This window comes from Streptomyces sp. YIM S03343, from assembly GCF_054729195.1.
In genome coordinates this window covers 6959093-6977741 of the sequence record NZ_JBPUKX010000001.1, presented here as the reverse complement: position 1 = coordinate 6977741, position 18649 = coordinate 6959093, and the positions used below count along the sequence as shown (strand labels likewise).

The window sequence follows — 18649 nt, the reverse complement described above, 5'->3', positions numbered from 1 at the left end:
CGGCGACTCACCACCGGACATCGGCAGGCCCGACCGCGGACGTCGCCCGGCCAGGCAGCCGAGTGCGGCCCCAGCACCCGGGCGTGCCAGGGCGGCCCCGGCGCCCGGGCGTGGCCGGGCAGCCCGGGTGTGGCTGGATTGCGGTGGTGGGGTGGGTGGAACCCGGAAGATCGGCTTCACGTCTATGTTCCGGGCGGCGCTCCACGGGCATCACAGGCAGACAGGCGTCACGGACCGTCTCAGGAGACTGGCCGCAGAGGGAAGGAAGGGAACGCCGTGACCGAGGGGGCCGGGCTTCGGGCCGGGGAGCCGCCGGATGATCTCACCGCCGTCGAGACCGGGATGTGGCAGGCGTTCCGCAACGGCAGCGTGTACGACCTGAGCAGCGGGGACGTCGCCGTGGACGATCCGCACGGCGGACACCCCTGGGGCCCCGAGCGGAGCGTACGGGCGCGCATCGTCGCCTGGCTGCTGCTCGACGGGCCGCCCGCGCTCGCGGGCCGGGTGTCCTCGCTGAAGCTGGTCGGCGTGCGGATCGCGGGCTCGCTGGACGTGGCGGGCGGCACGGTGGCGACGTACGTCGAGCTGAGGAGCTGCCGGTTCGAGCAGGACGTGCTGGTCCCGGAGGCCCGGTTCGCGACGCTGCGGCTGGTGAACTGCTCGGTGCCGCGGCTGGAGGCGGCACGCGTCCACACCGAGGGCGACCTGCATCTGCCGCGCTGCCGCTTCCACAACGGCGTCCGGCTCACCGACGCGCACATCGGCACCGACCTGATGCTCAACCAGGCCATCGTTCACCGCGACCGCACCGGCCGCTCCATCGCCGCCGACGGTCTGAGCGTCGGCCAGGACCTCCAGGCCGAGCTGCTGGAGTCGCACGGCGAGCTGAGCCTGCGCAGCGCCAAGGTCGGCGTGTCGCTGAGTCTGCGGGGCGCGCAACTGTTCAACCCGCAGGGACGGCTCGCCCTGAACGCCCCCCAGCTCACCGTGGAGCGGTCGCTCTACCTCACCCCGGCCGGCTTCGGGTCGCCGTGGCAGAGCGGCACCACACCGGCGCAGGGCACCCGCGTGCAGCGCTTCGAGTCCCGGGGCGGGGTACGGCTGGACGACGGGCGGTTCGGCGACGCCGTCGACCTCCAGCGGGCCCGGTTCGACTTCACCGACGTCCAGGAGCTGTCACTGCGGCGCGTGCAGACACCCGAGTTACGGTTCCTGAGCGAGCGCCCGCAGCGCGGGAAAGTCGTGCTGTCGGGGGCACGGATCGTCAATCTGGTCGACCGGGCCAGCGCCTGGCCGGGGCCCGGCAATCTGCACATGGGCGGATTCTCGTACGAGAACCTCGTGCCGCAGGGCCCGTTCCCGCTGGCGGAGCGGCTGGACTGGGTGGCCGCCGCGACCGCCGAGTACAACCCCGAGCCCTACGAACGGCTCGCCACCGTGCTGCGGGCCGCCGGCGAGGACGAGGACGCGCGCGAGGTGCTGCTCGCCAAGCAGCGCCGCCGGCGCGAGAGCCTGCCGCTCGCCGGGAAGCTGTGGGGGTACGCGCAGGACCTCACGGTCGCCTACGGCTACCGTCCGGGCCGGGCCGCCGTGTGGATGGCGGTGCTGTGGGCGGCGGGCTCGGTCGCCTTCGCGCACGCCGCGCACCCGCCGGCCGGGTCCGGGCATCCGCCGTGGAACCCGACCCTCTACACGCTCGACCTGCTGCTGCCGGTCATCGACCTGCGCCAGGCCGACGAGTGGCAGCTGCGCGGCGGCTGGGAGTGGCTGTCCGTGGTGCTCATCCTCATGGGCTGGATCCTGGCGACGACGGTGGCGGCGGGTGCGACCCGGCTGCTGCGGCGCGGCTGAGGCCCCCCGCCCGGTTCCTCCGGGGCGTAACGGGGCGCGCAGGATCGTCGTGGGCGCGGCGAGACCCGCCGGCGCCGGGGGGGCCCGCCAGGGGGCACCGGAACCCGCTGAGAGGCGTCGTGGGGGACGGACGTACCGCAGCCGGACAAGCGGACTGCGCACCCGCACAGAGCGCCCGCACAGCTCACCGACAGCTACCGGACGGACACTTTTTACCCGCCCTTGACCCGAGCCCGTACAACTTTCCGGCACCTGCGAATGCCCACTGGCGCTCCCCCGACCTGCGGTCTTTCAATGGTCGACACCATGGCTCTGCTGCCCCCCTTCATCCGAGCGTCACGGATCAGAACCCCCCATGCACGCACCGCCGCCGCACCCGCCACCGCCGCCGACGACGACGTGTTCCTCGACGCACCCGACGCCCGCCTCGGCCCCGTCCTCGTGGCCGCCGGACGAGGCGAGTACGAACCCGCCGCCGCCCTGCTTGCCGCCACCCGCGCCGCCGCCGAGTGGGAGGTCCGCGACCGCTGTGTGGAGCGGCTGGCGGGGTTCGCGCGGTCGCGGGGCGAGTGGTTCGACAGCTGGCGCACCGCGGAGCCGCACGACCCCGACGGGCTGCTGGTCGGGGCCCAGCTGGCGGTGGACCGCGCCTGGCCGTCGCCCGGCCGGGCCGAGCTGCTGCGCGCGGTGAGCCCGCTGATCACGGTGGCGGCGCAGCTGGACGCGCGCGACCCGGTGCCGTGGCGGCTGGCGCTGGACCACGCGCGCGGGGCGCGGGCCGGGCACACGTACTTCGGCGAGCTGTGGGAGGCGGCGGTACGGCGCGCTCCGCACCACTACGGCTGCCATGTGGCGGCGCTGCGCTATCTGGCCGCCTCGTGGCGCGGCTCGCACCGCGAGTGCTTCGACTTCGCCGACCGTGCCGCGCAGGATGCGCCGCACGCCTCGCTGCTCCAGGCACTGCCCGCGCGCGCGGCGTTCGCCTGTCTGACCGACGGCGACGGCGACGGGCTGCCGAGAGCCCGGCTGGACGCGGCGGCGGACCGGGCGGTCGCGTTCTCCGCGCGCTTCCCGGCGGGCGACGCGTGGCCCGCCGAGATCCGCAACACGCTGGCGTACGTGCTGGTACGGCTGGAGCGCCACGAGGACGCCCTGGTCCAGCTGGGCCTGATCGGCCCGTACGTCACCTCGTTCCCGTGGGGACGGCTGTCGGACGATCCGCTGGGCCGCCTCCTGGAGGTGCGGGACGAGGTGCGCGAGGCGGTGCGGGCGGCGGTGTCCGCGGGGCCTTCGAGGGGCCCTGGGAGGGTCCGCCGCGGGCGTACTGGTCGTACCGGCTCCGGCCACCATTAGGCTTTTGCGCCGTGACCACTGTCCGTCTCCCGCTCTTCCCGCTGAACACGGTGCTGTTCCCGGGGCTCGTGCTGCCGCTGAACGTCTTCGAGGAGCGCTATCGCGCCATGCTGCGGTCGCTGCTGAAGACGCCCGAGGAGGAGCCGCGCCGGTTCGCCGTCGTGGCGATCCGCGACGGCCACGAGGTGGCGCCGAGCGGGCCCGGTATGCCGGACCCGACGGCGCTGCCGCAGCGCGGGCCCGCGGCCGGTTTCGGCACCGATCCGGTCAAGGCGTTCCACGGCGTGGGCTGTGTGGCGGACGCGGCGACGATCCGGGAGCGGTCCGACGGCACGTTCGAGGTGCTGGCGACCGGTACGACGCGGGTGCGGCTGCTGTCCGTGGACGCGTCCGGGGCGTTTCTGACGGGCGAGCTGGAGGAGCTCACGGAGCAGCCCGGCGACGAGGCGGGGGCGCTGGCGGAAGGGGTTCTGCGGGCCTTCAGGCAGTACCAGCGGCGGCTGGCGGGGGCGCGGGAGCGGTCGGCGCCGACGTCCGCGGAGCTGCCGGACGAGCCGTCCGTGGTGTCGTACCTGGTGGCTGCGGCGATGATGCTCGACACACCGACCAAGCAGCGGCTGCTCCAGTCCCCCGACACCGCGTCGCGGCTGCGTGACGAGCTGAAACTCCTTCGCTCCGAGACGGCGGTGATCCGTAGTCTGCCGTCGCTGCCCGCGTCGGATCTGACGCGTGGCCCGACGAGCCTCAACTGACGGACATCTGGAAGCGGTACATGGCGAAGAAGACGAAGAAGCAGCAGCACCAGCAGGGCGGCACGCCCGCGACGGTGGCACTGACGGCGGCGGGCGCGGAGTACACGGTCCACTCCTACGACCACGACCCCTCGCATCCGTCCTACGGCGAGGAGGCCGCCGAGGCGATGGGCGTGTCGCCGGAGAGGGTCTTCAAGACGCTGGTGGCGGAGGTCGACGGCACCCTGACGGTCGCCGTGGTGCCGGTGGCGGGCCAGCTCGATCTGAAGGCCCTGGCGTCGGCGGTGGGCGGCAAGCGTGCCGCGATGGCGGACCCGGCGCTCGCCGAGCGCACCACCGGCTACGTCCGCGGCGGCATCTCCCCGCTCGGCCAGCGCAAGAAACTCCCGACGGTCCTCGACGACTCGGCGTCCGCCCACCCGACGATCTGTGTCTCGGCAGGCCGCCGCGGTCTGGAGGTGGAGCTCTCCCCCGCCACGCTGGCCACCCTGACGGAGGCGGTCCTGGCGCCGATCGGCCGGCCGTAGCGACTCCGGGCGGGGGCGGCGACGGGTACGGCACCGGGTGACGGGTGGCGGGTGGCCGCCCGGGCCGTAGGGCACGTGCAGCGACGGGTGAGGGGTGCGGTGCGGCAAGGCGAGGACGGGCAGCACCGGGCACGTCGCGCGGATTGTCTGCGGGGGCGGGGTCGGGGGCCTGGCCTTCGGGCCGACCCACTCGGCACGACGGGCACAGGGCGCGGGCACAGGGTGCAGACGCCCGGGCGCCCGCGGACGCCGGCAGGGTGAAACACCACCGCTTCCCGGCCAGGGGGTACGGCGTCACCCGGCACCGTGGGCATCCCGCCCCCGGCCGAGGCAGCCCCGCCGACAGGGACGGCTACGGCGCTGGAGGGGGGCTGAACGGGTTGCGGTCCTGGGGGTAAGGGTCGCTCGGATACGTGCCATCGGGGAAGGGGCCGTGGGGGTACCAACCCTGGGGGTACGGGCCCTGAGGGTACGGGGGCTCGGGGTCCCGGGGGCCGAAGAGGGCCGTCAGGCCCAGGTGGACCAGGGTCGCCGCCAGGGGCCAGGCCAGCGGGGCCGCCCACTTCGAGTTCAGTTTCAGCGGGGCCGAGAAGGTCTCACCCTTCCCTGCCTGCTTGGCGTGGGCGATGACGTCCTGGGTGGGGCCGAGCCACACACCGAGGCGCCACGCCAGCAGCGAGCCGAGCAGCCCGCCGACCGCCAGGCCGATGACCAGCGGCACCCCGCCCCGGCGCCGCACCAGGAACACCACGAGGGCGCTGACCGCGCCGAAGGCCAGCGCCAACAATATGAAGGTGCCGTCGACGCCGATCGCCTGCTCGCCCTCACTGTCCTTGAGGTAGACGACCCAGTTCTTGTCGACGACGTCGCCGACCAGCGGCACATGCGGTGCCAGCCACCACCACAGCAGACCGAGCAGCACCCCGCTGAGCGCCACCGCCACCGCGATCACCGCGGCCGCCAGCACCTCCGTCTTCATGCCCGGCCCGGTGTCCGGGTGCACAGGTGCCGGACAGCCGGTTCCTGCGGCAGGGGGCGGCCACGCCCCGTCGTCGTGCGGGGAATGCTCGTGCGGCGGCGGAGGCGGAGTCAACGGTGCGGTCACCAGGACATCGTGCCAGGCCCCGCTGTGCGGCGCGTCACTGGACGGCGGCCCTCCGGTACGCCCAGGTGGCCGCGGCCAGTGAGGCGACCCCGACCACGGCGCAGACCGCCAGGTCACCTGCGACGAGCGCCCAGTCGGGGCGGGCGCCGAAGGTGCGCGCGAACGCTTCGACACCGTACGTCGAGGGCAGCAGATCCCTCATGAGCCGTACCAGACCGGGCATCCGCCCGGCCGGGAGCACGCCCAGCAGCAGCGCGGCGGACATGCCCAGCTGCCCCAGGAGCGTGGCCAGTTCGGGACGCGGCGCGAGCAGTCCGAGCGCGGCACCGAGGCCGGCGAGCGCGGCACCGGCGAGCGGGATCACCGCGGCGAGCACCCACACGTTGGTCAGCGGCAGCCCGAACAGCACGCCCCCGAAGACGGCGGTCGCCACGGTCCCGGGCACCGTGAAGGAGGCGTACGCCCCGGCCGCGCCCAGCACCACGGCCGCGGGCGGCACCGGCAGCGTGGCGTAGTGGTCGAGACCGCCGCTGCCGCGGAGCTGGCCGAAGTACTGCGCCAGCAGGTTCAGCCCGACGTACGCCACCACCAGCACCGCGGACCCGGACACGACGTAGCGGGCGTCCTGGCCGCCGGAGTCCACGACCCCGCGCATCATGATCAGGATGCCGACCGACTGGAAGGTCGCCACGAACAGCAGCGGGATGCGCGCCACGCGCGCGCGGGAGAGCTGCGCGCGGTAGACGGCGGCCAGGGACGGCCACAGCCGCGCCCGCGGGCCGAGTTCGGCGGCAGGCCTCGGCGCCGAGCCACGGCCGCCGGTCGGTACGGGGCCGGGCAGGACATCGGGGGATACGACACTCACCTCGGGGTGTTCCTCCTCACTCCCGGCCACGTGCCGGTGGACGCCTCATCCTGTTGTGAACTGTACGGACCGTACGGACCGGTTTGGCCGTAGACGCCGTAGAGGCCCTGGAGGCCGTACGGACCATACGGATACGGCGGCCGGCGCGCTCATGTCTTCACCAGCCCCTGCCCCTCGCCGCCGAGTTCCAGATACACGTCCTCCAGGCTGGGCGTGGCGAGCGTGAAGTCGTCCAGGGCGGCGAACGCGACCCCGCCGGTCACCGTGGCGACGGCGGAACGGGCCTCCTCGGGGGCCAGCCGCAGCGTCCAGCGCCGCCCGGACTCGGCTGCACGCTCACGCAGCGCGGCGACCTCGGGCACCTCCAGGGGCGGCCGTTCCCGCCAGACCAGTTCGACCCGTACCTCCCCGGCGACGCGCTCCTTGAGCCCGGCGGGCGTGTCGCAGGCGATGAGCCGGCCGTGGTCGATGACGGCGACCCGGTCGAGGACGGTCTCGGCCTCGATGACGTTGTGGGTGACCAGCAGCACGGTGGTGCCGTGTTCGGCGCGGCGCCGGTCGACGGCGGACCACACGGCGCGCCGGGCGACCGGGTCCATGCCGGTGGTGGGCTCGTCGAGGACGAGCAGCGGGCGCTGTCCGACCAGCGCGGCAGCGAAGCAGGCGAGCCTGCGCTGTCCGCCGGACAGTTTCCTGAGCGCCCGCCCGGCGATCGGCGCGAGGCCGAGTTCGTCGATCACGGCGTCCCGTTCGGCGCGCGCCCGGCGCAGGTCCAGGCCGCGCAGCCGTCCGGTGGTCTCGGCGGCCAGGGAGACGGTGAGCTCGTCGAGGGCGCTGGACTCCTGGCCGAGGTAGGCGAGGATGCGGGCGGCGCGCTCGGGGTGGCGCACGATGTCGTGGCCGAGGATCTCCACGCTGCCGTGGTCGGGGCGCAGCAGTCCGGTCAGCTGCCGTACGAGGGTGGACTTGCCGGCGCCGTTGGGCCCGAGCAGTCCGAAGATCTCACCGCGCCGGACGTCGAGTTCGATCCCGTCGGTGGCCCGCACCTCGGGGGTGGCCGGAGTACCGCGGCGACCGCGCACCGCGGGGTAGGTCTTCCGCAGACCGCGCACCGCACACACGACCTCGGGGTCGTGCCGTAGTGCCTGCACCGCGCGCGTGTTCACAAACCACGAGAGTACGTGGTGGGCTCCCTTTACCTGTCTTTGGGGCACCTGCCCGCCCCGAGGCCCGCGTCCCCCGAAAAGTCCCGCTCAGCCGGGGTGTCCAGGGCCGTCAGGATCCCGCCACAGAGGCTCGGTGCCGTCTTGTTCCCGCGGGTACGGCCGATCGGGGGACATGAGACATCGGTCACCCCCACGGCCCCGGGCCTCCGGCTTCCGGCCTCTGGCTCCCGGCTCCCGGCTCCCGGCTCCCGGCACCACAGCCGCATCGCGCCACCGCACCCGCAGCGCCACGCCCCCACCGCCGCACTCACACCGCGTGGCACCACGCAGCGCACGCAGCGCACGCAGCGCACTCGGCAGACCCGGCAGACCCGGCAGACCCGGCAGACCCGGCAGACCCGGCAGACCCGGCAGACGGACAACGCCGCGCGGCCGCGGCCCGGCCCCGTTTTCACACGATCGGGGGATCCCCGCCCCCGTCGCTCATCCCGCCCAGGGTGCCCCCGGCGGAACCGCTCACCGCCCCGGCCGACGCCCCGGGCGCCTTGCCCGTGCAGCGCCGGGGCCTCGGCCGCCCCGATCGCCCGCCGCCCCGATCCACGCCCGCCGCCCCGGCACCGCACGACCGTCGCCGCTTCACCCGGCGGAGCCGCCCCTCATTCCCCCGCCGGTGCGTGTTCCGTCTCCGTGCGGGCGTCGATCTCCCGCCAGAAGCCCGCCCGGATGGCGTAGCGGTCGTTCTCGTCGATCTGGTCGTCCTTGTGGGCGAGGAGGCCGAAGCGGGCGGCGTAGCGGAGGAGTTCGCCGTCGATGCGGTGCGGGATGCGGGGGTACATGCCGGAGAGGCGCTGGAGCTGGGACTGGTCGCCGAGGCGGGCCATCCAGCGGCGGGCGAAGACCTGGCCGACCTCGTAGGAGTCCCCGCTGACGGTGGTGATGTCCTCCTCGCGGTCGGCCCAGCGCTGCTCGGCCGTGGTGAGCTGGGCGAGGGTCGGCATTCCGGCGGCCTCGGGCGACTCGGCACCGGTACCGGGGCGCTCCACCCAGCCCTTGTCGGAGGACCAGCGCAGGGTGGCGCCCGGGGGGTGCTGGCCGCCGCCGTGCCCGCCGCCGGGGGCGCGGAGGGCGGCGAGGTCCTTCGGGGTGGGGACGCCCTTGGCCGACGGCACCCGTTCGGGTGAGGCCGCCGCGGCGGGCGGGCGGCGGCTCTCCTCGGGGCGCCGCTCGGGCGCCGGGGCGAGGGCGGTGTCGGGCAGCGGCGCGGAGAGGATCGCGGCGATCTCGGGCCGGGACTCGGGCGGCGGCGCACAGGGGCCGGACAGTTCCTTGGCGCGGACGGCCTTGGTGATCCAGGTACGGTCCAGGACGCGCCGTTCGTCGGCCTCGGCGACCAGGTCCTCGGACTGGTTGTAGTCGCCGTCGGCGGCCTGGACGGCCCACAGATGGACGGCGACGCCGTGCTCCTTGGCGGCCATCATGCCCGGCAGCAGATCACCGTCGCCGGTGACGAGGACGACGTCGGAGCAGGCGCCGTTGCGCGCGAGCTCGGTCAGTTCGGCGTGCATGGCGGCGTCCACGCCCTTCTGCGCCCAGCGCCCGTCGCTGCGGGTCAGGGCGCCGAGCCGGACGGTGACCCGGGGCATCACCCGCAGTCTGCGGTGCTCGGGCTGGGGCACACGGTCGGGGGCGCCGTCGAACCAGTAGATGCGCAGCAGCGGCCGTTCGGTGTCGGACTCGGCCTGCTCGCGCAGCCCCTGGATCAGCGCGGTGTGGTCCACGGCGATACGGGAACGCGAGGGGTCTCCGGCGAGCAGACTCGCAGCCGCCCCCAGCAGATACCCGGCGTCCACCAGGACGATGCAGCGGTCCACGCGATCCACCCTCTTTCCCGGGAAGTTTGCTTCGGGCTTCCTTCGAGTCTGCCCGACCGGGCGGAGGTTAACGGCCCGAACTCGATCTTCGGCGTGGCGTTTCGAGGAACCGGCCCCACGACAAGCTTGTCACAGACGGTAATTGTCCGACATGCGCCCCCGGTGGCCGTGTGTGAATCTGGTCGCGGCCCTGGCCCCTAGATCCCCCTCAGGAGGCAGATCACCATGGCCAAGAACAAGAACCGCAAGCAGTCGGGCCCGCCGAACCGCGCGCCGCACGACGAGAAGACCCGGGAACAGGCGCAGCACGAGATGGCCGAGGAGCACGAGCCGTCCGGGGCTCGGATACCGGGCAGCCCGACGGAAGTTGCCCGGAAACAGCAGAAGCGTTTCGGCCACAACTGACGCCCGCTGCGGGCGCAGCTGAGCACGGGGCAGAGCCTCGTGCGAACGAGGGGCGCATCCCGCATGGGGTGCGCCCCTCGTCACATCAAGTAGCCGGGGCGCCCGCGAGTGGGTCAGCCCGCGAGGCAGGACGGGCCGAGGAGCACCTTCAGGTCCCCGAAGAGCGCCGGGTCCGGCTTCACCCGGTGGCGGTCCAGGCGCAGGACCGTCGTCCTCGTCGGTCCCTGGAGCTTGATGCGGACCTCGCTGTCGCCCTTGTGGCTGGTGAGGATCTCGCCGAGGCGGCTGACCATCGGCGGGGTGACGCGGGTGGCCGCGATGGTGAGGACCACGGGCGCGTTGGCGCCCGCGGCGGACAGGTCGGGGACGGCGAGTTCCATGGCCACCAGCCGGGGAATGTCCTCGCGCTTGTCGAGGCGGCCCTTGACGAACACCACGGCGTCCTCGACGAGCTGGGTGGACACCAGCTGGTACGTCGCCGGGAAGAACATGCACTCGATGGAGCCGGCGAGGTCCTCGACGGTGGCGATCGCCCAGGCGTTGCCCTGCTTGGTCATCTTGCGCTGGAGGCCGGAGATGATGCCGCCGATGGTGACGACCGCGCCGTCCGCGTGCTCGCCGCCGGTGAGCTGGGCGATGCCCGCGTCGGCCTTGTCGGACAGCACATGTTCGAGGCCGAAGAGCGGATGGTCGGAGACGTAGAGACCGAGCATCTCCCGCTCCTGGGCGAGCAGATAGGTCTTGTCCCACTCCTCGTCGGTGAAGACGACGTCGAGTCCGAAGCCGGGTTCCTCGGTCTGGGCGTCGCCCATGCCGCCGAAGAGGTCGAACTGGCCCTCGGCCTCCTTGCGTTTGACGGCGACCACGTTGTCGATCATCGGCTCGTACTGCGCCGTGAGGCCCTTGCGGGTGTGCCCCATGGTGTCGAAGGCGCCCGCCTTGATCAGGGACTCCGTGGTGCGCTTGTTGCAGACGACCGCCTCGACCTTGTCGAGGTAGTCGGGGAAGGAGGAGTACTTCCCCTTGGACTTGCGGCACTTGATGATCGACTCGACGACGTTGGTGCCGACGTTGCGCACGGCGGACAGACCGAAGAGGATCACGTCGTCGCCCTGGGCGGAGAAGTTGGACACCGACTCGTTGACGTTGGGCGGCAGCACCTTGATGCCCATGCGGCGGCACTCGTTGAGGTAGACCGCCGACTTGTCCTTGTCGTCCTTGACGGAGGTCAGCAGCGCGGCCATGTACTCGGCGGGGTGGTTGGCCTTGAGGAAGGCGGTCCAGTAGGAGACCAGGCCGTACGCGGCCGAGTGCGCCTTGTTGAAGGCGTAGCCGGCGAAGGGGACCAGCACGTCCCACAGGGCCTGGATGGCCTCGTCGCTGTAGCCGTTCTTCTTGGCGCCGGCCTGGAAGATGGTGAAGTTCTTGGCCAGCTCGTCGGGCTTCTTCTTGCCCATCACACGGCGCAGGATGTCGGCCTCGCCGAGCGAGTAGCCGGCGATGATCTGGGCGGCCTTCTGCACCTGCTCCTGGTAGACGATCAGGCCGTAGGTGACCGCGAGGACCTCCTGGAGGGGCTCCTCCAGCTCCTTGTGGATCGGCGTGATCTCCTGCTGCTTGTTCTTGCGCAGCGCGTAGTTGGTGTGGGAGTTCATGCCCATCGGGCCCGGCCGGTAGAGGGCCGACACGGCGGAGATGTCCTCGAAGTTGTCGGGCTTCATCAGGCGCAGCAGGGAGCGCATGGGGCCGCCGTCGAACTGGAAGACGCCGAGGGTGTCGCCGCGCTGGAGCAGGTCGAAGGTGGCCGGGTCGTCCAGCGGGAGGGCGAGCAGGTCGATGTCGAGGCCCTTGTTGGCCTTCACCATCTTGACCGCGTCGTCCATGATCGTGAGGTTGCGCAGGCCGAGGAAGTCCATCTTCAGCAGGCCGAGCGACTCGCAGCTCGGGTAGTCCCACTGGGTGATGGTGACGCCGTCGGTGTGCCTGACCCAGACGGGGACGTGCTCGGTGATGGTCTCGCTGGACATGATCACGCCGGCCGCGTGCACGCCCATCTGCCGGACCAGGCCCTCCACACCGCGCGCGGTGTCGATGACCTTCTTCACGTCCGGTTCGCCCTCGTACATCCCGCGCACCTCGCCCGCCTCCGAGTAGCGGGGGTGCTGGGGGTCGGTGATGCCGGACAGCGGGATGCCCTTGCCGAGGACGTCGGCGGGCATGGCCTTGGTGATGCGGTCGCCCATCGCGTACGGATAGCCCAGCACGCGCGCCGAGTCCTTGATGGCGTTCTTGGCCTTGATGGTGCCGTAGGTGCCGATCTGGGCGACCTTGTCGGCGCCGTACTTCTCCGTCACGTACCTGATCACCTCGGCGCGCCTGCGCTCGTCGAAGTCGATGTCGACGTCGGGCATGGAGATGCGCTCGGGGTTGAGGAACCGCTCGAAGATCAGGCCGTGCGGGATGGGGTCGAGGTCGGTGATGCCCATGGCGTAGGCGACGATCGAGCCCGCCGCGGAGCCTCGGCCGGGGCCGACGGCGATGCCGTTGTTCTTGGCCCACATGATGAAGTCGGCGACGACGAGAAAGTAGCCCGGGAAGCCCATCGAGATGATGACGTCCATCTCGTAGTCCGCCTGCTTCTGGCGGTCCTCGGGGACGCCGCCCGGGAAGCGGCGGTCCATGCCGCGGCGGACCTCCTCCTTGAACCAGGTGACCTCGGTGTAGCCCTCGGGGATGTCGAACTTGGGCATCAGGTCGTGCTTGACGAACATGCCCTCGGTGTCGACCATCTCGGCGATCAGCAGGGTGTTGCGGCAGCCTTCCTGCCAGGCGTCGGAGGAGTCGATGGCGTACATCTCGTCGGCCGACTTCAGGTAGTAGCCGGTGCCGTCGAACTTGAAGCGGTCGGGGTCGGAGAGGTTCTTGCCGGTCTGGATGCACAGCAGCGCGTCGTGCGCGGTCGCCTCGTGCGCATACGTGTAGTGGGAGTCGTTGGTGACCAGCGGGGGGATGCCGAGCTTCTTGCCGATCTCCAGCAGGCCCTCGCGGACCCGGTGCTCGATGTCGATGCCGTGGTCCATCAGCTCCAGGAAGTAGCGGTCCTTGCCGAAGATGTCCTGGTAGTCGGCTGCCGCTTTGAGGGCCTCGTCGAAGTGGCCGAGGCGCAGCCGGGTCTGGACCTCGCCGGAGGGGCAGCCGGTGGAGGCGACGATGCCCTCGGACCACTGGGCGATGGTCTCCTTGTCCATCCGGGGCCACTTCTGGAGCCAGCCCTCGGCGTACGCGTCCGAGGAGAGCCGGAAGATGTTGTGCAGTCCGGTGCTGTTGACCGCCCACATCGTCTTGTGGGTGTAGCCGCCGGAGCCGGAGATGTCGTCGCGCTTCTGGTGCGGCTGGCCCCAGAGGATCTTGCGCTTGTTGCGCCGGGACTCCGGGGCGATATAGGCCTCGATGCCGATGATCGGGGTGATCCCGGCCTTCTTGGCGGTGTGGAAGAAGTCGTACGCGCCGTGCAGGTTGCCGTGGTCGGTCATGGCGATGTGCGACCACCCCTGCTCCTGGCAGGCGGCGAACATGTCCTTGAGCCGCGCGGCACCGTCCAGCAGCGAGTACTGGGTGTGGACGTGCAGGTGCGTGAACGGCGCTTTCGACACGGGTAGGGCCTCCAAGGAGAACTGGCGTCGACGGTCTCGCGTCCGGCTGCGGACAGTCTGGGGGACAGCGTCGAAGTCTATGCCCGGGCACTGACACCGTCCGGCGTTCCGCGCGTACCTTCGTGCGGGGTGTCGGGCACTCCCGCGGTCCCTCGCCCGTTGAAGGCGGCAGAGACGCCGTCGCAGGCGTTCACGCACGTCCCTGCACGTCAGTGCACCGTTTCTTGCACGTCAGTGCACCGTCCCCGCACCAGGAGGCACCCCTCGATGTCGGTACTCCAGCTCAACGACGAGCAGCGCGGCGAGGAGATCCTCGCCGTCTTCGACACCGCCTTCGGCGAGCTCCTGGCCGCCGACCCGGCCGCGTTCCGCGTGAAGTTCCGGAAGATGGCGGCCTCGGCGTTCGCGTTCTACCGGGGCACGGCCTGCCTCTTCTACCACGACCTCGCCGCCGAGAAGCGCGGCGGCCCGTACCTGGACGAGCGGACCTCGCGCGTGTGGATCCACGGCGACCTGCACGCCGAGAACTTCGGCACCTACATGGACTCCAACGGCCGGCTGGTCTTCAACGTCAACGACTTCGACGAGGCGTACGTCGGCCCGTTCACCTGGGACCTGAAGCGCTTCGCGGCCTCCATCGCCCTCATCGGGTACGCGAAGGCGCTGAGCGACGAGCAGATCACCGAGCTGGTCGAGGTGTACGCGGCGGCCTACCGCGAGCGGATCCGCGCGCTGTCGACGGGCGCGAAGCGCGACGAGGTGCCGCCGTTCACGCTGGACACCGCGCAGGGCCCGCTGCTGGACGCGCTGCGCGACGCCCGTTCGCTGACCCGTTTCGGGCTGCTGGAGTCGATGACGGAGATCCGCGACTTCGAGCGCCGTTTCGCGCCCGGCGGCGGCTCCCTGGAGCTGGACGCGGCCACCCGCTACAAGGTGCTGGCTGCCTTCGACGGCTATCTGGAGACGCTGCCCGAGACATCCCTGGACCGCCCGGACTCCTACCGGGTCAAGGACGTGGTGGGGCGGCGCGGCATCGGCATCGGCTCGGCCGGGCTGCCGTCGTACAACATCCTCCTGGAGGGTCACAGCGACGCCCTGGAGAACGACGTCGTCATCTACATCAAGCAGGCCCAGACCCCGGCGGTCTCCCGGCACATCACGGATCCGGCGATCCGTGACTACTTCCTGCACGAGGGCCACCGCACGGTGATCTCGCAGCGCGCCCTCCAGGCGCACGCCGACCCGTGGCTGGGCTGGACCGAGCTGGACGGCGCGGGACAACTGGTCGCCGAGGTCTCGCCGTACGCGGTGGACCTGGACTGGGGCGACATCGACGACCTGGAGGAGATCGCGGCCGTCGTAGCCGACCTGGGCCGCGCCACCGCCACCATGCACGCGGCGGCGGACGACACCTCGGGCGAGTCCCTGGTGCCGTTCTCCACGGAGCGGGCCATCGACGCGGCGATCGCGGCCGACGAAGCCGGTTTCGCGGGCCTGCTGACCGGCTTCGCCCACGACTACGGCACCCGCGCGCGGGCCGATCACCAGATCTTCGTGGACCTGTTCCGCAACGGCAGGATCCCGGGGCTGTAGCCTTCCGTCCGGCGCCCCCACCGGCCCCACGATTTTTCCGACCGCTCACAGGCTCCTTTTAGCAGTCTCCTACCGGAGCACGTGACACACTCATCACCGCATGGACATCACCGGAACCCCCCTCAGAGCCGCGCGCGCGGCGCTGTTCACGGCTGTCGTCGTGACGCTCAGCACCGCGTCGCACGTCCTGCTGTCCCGGGTTCCGCTGCCGCTCAACACGGTGGCCGCGACCGCGGCCGCCGTGTTCGCGCTCGCCTATGTCCTGGCGGGCCGCGAGCGGGGCTTCGGGGTGATCGCCGCCGCGCTGATCCCGCTGGAGCTGGCCGCCGACACGGTCTTCACCACCGGCCAGCAGGTCTGCTACGGCAGAGCGGGCGGCCCCGTCACGGGCCCGCTGCGCTCCGTCGGCGTCAACGTGCTGTGCGGTGACGGCAGCCATGTCGGCGATCCGCTGACCCGGATGACCGGCACCGGCGGCGACCGCATCGCCGTGCTGATGGCCCACGCCGACCCGGCGACCCCCTGGCTGCTGCTCGCCGCGCATGTCTGCGTGGGCCTGCTCGCCGCCGCCTGGCTGCACCGCGGCGAGCGGGCACTGGCCCAGCTGCTGCGGGCGGTGACCGCGACGACGTTCCGGCCGCTGCTGACGGCCGTCACCGCCGTGACGGTGCGGCCCGCCCCCGCGGCGCCTCGGCTGCCCCGCCCCGCCCCGCGGACGACCCCCGTCCGTGATCTGCTCACCGCGCACTCCCCCGGACGGCGCGGACCGCCCTGCCCGGCCACCGTCGCCTGACCGACGGAATCCGAGCAACGGCAGTCCCCCGCACCAATCCCGCGTACGGCATGTGCGCGCCCCGGATGGAGATCACCAGCATGAGCAAGCGGAACAGCCAGGACCAGAAGTTCGCGGCCCGAGAGCGGCTGCGCATCGAGCGCGAGAAGCAGGCGAAGAAAGACAAGATCCGGCGGCAGCTCATCGTGGCCGGCGCGATCGTCGCCGTACTCGGCGTGGCCGGCGGCATCGGCTACGTCGTCGTCCAGAACACCAAGTCCACCGGCTGGGACGCGGTGAAGGACGCCAAGGTCGTCCCGCCGACCAACACCACGGGCGCCAAGGGCGCGACCGTGATCATCGGCAAGAGCACCGCGAAGAAGACCCTCAAGATCTACGAAGACCCGCGCTGCCCGGTCTGCTCCGAATTCGAGCAGGTCATCGGCAAGACCGTGGAGAAGGACATCGCCGCCGGAAAGTACAAGCTCCAGTTCATCGGCGGCACGTTCCTCGACAACAACACCAACGGCGAGGGCTCCAAGAACGCCATGAGCGCCCTCGGTGCGGCGCTCAACGTCAGCCCCCAGGCCTTCCTCGACTTCAAGTACGCGATGTACTCGAAGAACTTCCACCCCGACGAGACGGACGACAAGTTCAAGGACGACGCCTACCTCATCAAGATCGGTAACACCGTCCCGGCGCTCAAGAACAACGCCACGTTCCAGAACGCGGTGAAGAACGGCACCTACGACGCCTGGGCGCTGGCCATGTCGAAGACGTTCGACACGAACAAGGACGGCGTGACGGGCACTCCGACCATCGTCATGAACGGCAAGGCGCTCACCGCCAACGGCGGTGTGCCGCGGACCGTGGCCGACTTCAACTCCGTGGTCGACGCGGCCCTGAAGGGCTGAGGCAGCCGGGGCGCCGCGGGGGCGGACCGCACCGGCTCAGCGGCCGCGCAGGCCGGTCTCCCGGCCGGCCCCCGTGGCCGTGCGCTGAAGAGCGTGCGAACTTTTGCGAGTTCGCCCGCTCTTCGTTCTACCCATCAGTAACCTGTCCGCTCGTGACCAGTCGATACAGATCGTCCGAGGACGTCAACTCTCTCCGCCCGCGCCGCCGTACGGTCGTCAAGGCGGCCGCCGCGGGTGCCGTGCTGGCCGGGCCGCTCGCCGCCGCTCTGCCCGCCCGCGCCGCGGACCAGGCCCCCGCCTTTCTGCACGGGGTCGCCTCCGGCGACCCGCTGCCCGACGGTGTGCTGCTGTGGACCCGGGTGACCCCCACCGCCGACGCGGTGCCCGGCTCCGGGCTCGGTCCCGACACCGAGGTCAGCTGGACCGTCGCAAGGGACAAGGCGCTGACGAACATCGTCGCCAAGGGCTCGACCACCGCCACGGCCGCCTCCGACCACACCGTCAAGGCCGACCTCCGCGGCCTGGAACCGGCCACCGACTACTGGTTCCGGTTCTCCGCGGGCGGCACGGACTCCCCGGTGGCGCGCACCCGCACCGCGCCGGCGGCGGACGCGAGCGTGTCCGGGCTGCGCTTCGGCGTGGTCTCCTGCGCCAACTGGGAAGCGGGGTACTTCTCGTCGTACCGTCATCTCGCGGCCCGGGGCGACCTGGACGCCTGGCTGCATCTGGGCGACTACATCTACGAGTACAAGTCCGGCGAGTACGGCACCCGCGGCACCGTCGTCCGCCCGCACGCCCCGGCGAACGAGCTGCTCACCCTCGCCGACTACCGCACCCGGCACGGCCGGTACAAGACGGACCCCGATCTCCAGGCACTGCACCACAAGGCGCCGGTCGTGGCCATCTGGGACGACCACGAGTTCGCCGACAACGCCTGGTCCGGCGGCGCGGTCAACCACACCGAGGGCGCCGAGGGCACCTGGACGGCCCGTCAGGCCGCCGCCCGGCAGGCTTACTTCGAGTGGATGCCGGTCCGCCCCGCCGTCGCGGGCACCACCTACCGCCGGCTGCGCTTCGGCAGACTCGCCGATCTGTCCCTGCTCGACCTGCGCTCCTTCCGCTCCCAGCAGGCGTCCTCGGGCAGCGGCTCGGTCGACGACCCGGACCGCACGATCACCGGGCGCGTGCAGCTGGACTGGCTGAAGGCCGGGCTGAAGGCGTCCGACACCACCTGGCGGCTGGTCGGCAACTCGGTGATGATCGCGCCGTTCGTCGTCGGCTCGCTCGCCGCGGACCTCCTCAAGCCGCTGGCCCAGTTGCTCGGGCTGCCGCAGGAGGGCCTGGCCGTCAACACCGACCAGTGGGACGGCTATACCGACGACCGCCGTGAACTCCTCGGCCATCTGCGCTCGAACAGCATCGGCAACACCGTCTTCCTGACCGGCGACATCCATATGGCGTGGGCCAACGACGTGCCGGTGGACGCGGGCACCTATCCGCTGTCGGCGTCCGCGGCCACCGAGTTCGTGGTCACCTCGGTGACCTCCGACAACCTCGACGACATCATCAAGGTCCCCGAGGGCACCGTCTCCGCACTCGCCTCGCCGGTCATCCGCGCCGCCAACCGCCATGTCCATTGGGTCGACACCGACCGGCACGGCTACGGCGTCCTGGACATCACCGCCGAGCGCGCGCAGATGGACTACTACGTCCTGTCCGACCGCACCAGTCCCGGCGCCACCTCGTCCTGGACCCGGTCCTACCGCACCCGCAGCGGAACGCAGCAGGTGGAGCGGACCTACGACCCCGTGTAGCGGCGGCC

The 18649-nt window shown here is 71.7% G+C and carries 14 protein-coding genes; 9 read left to right on the top strand and 5 right to left on the bottom strand.

Annotated elements, in window-relative coordinates; translation table 11 throughout:
* Positions 1-276: 276 nt before the first annotated feature.
* The 4 genes from ACSYGN_RS30800 (at position 277) to ybaK (ending at position 4483) form a co-directional block, all read left to right on the top strand.
* Positions 277-1851 (top strand): oxidoreductase, encoded by a 1575-nt coding sequence (locus tag ACSYGN_RS30800; RefSeq protein ID WP_460401363.1) that lies wholly within the window; start codon positions 277-279, stop codon positions 1849-1851.
* Between the two features lie 294 nt (positions 1852-2145).
* Complete coding sequence (locus ACSYGN_RS30795; RefSeq protein WP_460401361.1) at positions 2146-3204, top strand: hypothetical protein; 1059 nt, start codon at positions 2146-2148, stop codon at positions 3202-3204.
* 11 nt (positions 3205-3215) lie between these two features.
* Entirely contained in the window at positions 3216-3956 is a 741-nt protein-coding gene (locus ACSYGN_RS30790) for an LON peptidase substrate-binding domain-containing protein (RefSeq protein ID WP_460401359.1), read from the top strand.
* 20 nt (positions 3957-3976) lie between these two features.
* A complete protein-coding gene (gene ybaK, locus ACSYGN_RS30785) occupies positions 3977-4483 on the top strand; it encodes a Cys-tRNA(Pro) deacylase (RefSeq protein WP_460401357.1) in 507 nt (168 codons plus the stop codon).
* 352 nt (positions 4484-4835) lie between these two features.
* On the opposite strand, the gene ACSYGN_RS30780 is transcribed toward ybaK, so the two are convergent.
* The 4 genes from ACSYGN_RS30780 to ACSYGN_RS30765 form a co-directional block, all read right to left on the bottom strand.
* On the bottom strand, positions 4836-5588 hold the full coding sequence (locus tag ACSYGN_RS30780) for an AAA family ATPase (protein ID WP_460401355.1): 753 nt from the start codon (positions 5586-5588) through the stop codon (positions 4836-4838).
* 34 nt (positions 5589-5622) lie between these two features.
* Positions 5623-6453 carry an ABC transporter permease gene (locus tag ACSYGN_RS30775; protein ID WP_460401353.1) on the bottom strand — a complete coding sequence of 277 codons (831 nt, stop codon included), beginning with the start codon at positions 6451-6453 and terminating at the stop codon, positions 5623-5625.
* A 149-nt stretch (positions 6454-6602) separates the two neighbouring features.
* Positions 6603-7574, bottom strand: coding sequence for an ABC transporter ATP-binding protein (locus tag ACSYGN_RS30770; RefSeq protein WP_460403841.1), 972 nt, complete (start codon positions 7572-7574; stop codon positions 6603-6605).
* Between the two features lie 701 nt (positions 7575-8275).
* The gene (locus ACSYGN_RS30765) at positions 8276-9490 is read right to left on the bottom strand and encodes an NYN domain-containing protein (RefSeq protein ID WP_460401351.1); all 1215 of its coding nucleotides are present in this window, start codon (positions 9488-9490) and stop codon (positions 8276-8278) included.
* Positions 9491-9715: 225 nt separating this feature from the next.
* On the opposite strand from ACSYGN_RS30765, the gene ACSYGN_RS30760 reads away from it, so the two are divergent.
* Positions 9716-9895, top strand: coding sequence for a hypothetical protein (locus tag ACSYGN_RS30760; RefSeq protein ID WP_460401349.1), 180 nt, complete (start codon positions 9716-9718; stop codon positions 9893-9895).
* Between the two features lie 113 nt (positions 9896-10008).
* On the opposite strand, the gene dnaE is transcribed toward ACSYGN_RS30760, so the two are convergent.
* Positions 10009-13548, bottom strand: coding sequence for a DNA polymerase III subunit alpha (gene dnaE, locus ACSYGN_RS30755; RefSeq protein WP_460401347.1), 3540 nt, complete (start codon positions 13546-13548; stop codon positions 10009-10011).
* Between the two features lie 267 nt (positions 13549-13815).
* On the opposite strand from dnaE, the gene ACSYGN_RS30750 reads away from it, so the two are divergent.
* The 4 genes from ACSYGN_RS30750 (at position 13816) to ACSYGN_RS30735 (ending at position 18641) form a co-directional block, all read left to right on the top strand.
* On the top strand, positions 13816-15141 hold the full coding sequence (locus ACSYGN_RS30750; RefSeq protein ID WP_460401345.1) for a DUF2252 domain-containing protein: 1326 nt from the start codon (positions 13816-13818) through the stop codon (positions 15139-15141).
* A 100-nt stretch (positions 15142-15241) separates the two neighbouring features.
* Positions 15242-15934, top strand: a complete 693-nt coding sequence (locus ACSYGN_RS30745; protein WP_460401343.1) for a hypothetical protein — start codon at positions 15242-15244, stop codon at positions 15932-15934.
* A gap of 80 nt (positions 15935-16014) precedes the next feature.
* Complete coding sequence (locus tag ACSYGN_RS30740; protein ID WP_460401341.1) at positions 16015-16827, top strand: thioredoxin domain-containing protein; 813 nt, start codon at positions 16015-16017, stop codon at positions 16825-16827.
* A 152-nt stretch (positions 16828-16979) separates the two neighbouring features.
* Complete coding sequence (locus ACSYGN_RS30735) at positions 16980-18641, top strand: alkaline phosphatase D family protein (protein WP_460401339.1); 1662 nt, start codon at positions 16980-16982, stop codon at positions 18639-18641.
* Positions 18642-18649: the final 8 nt, after the last annotated feature.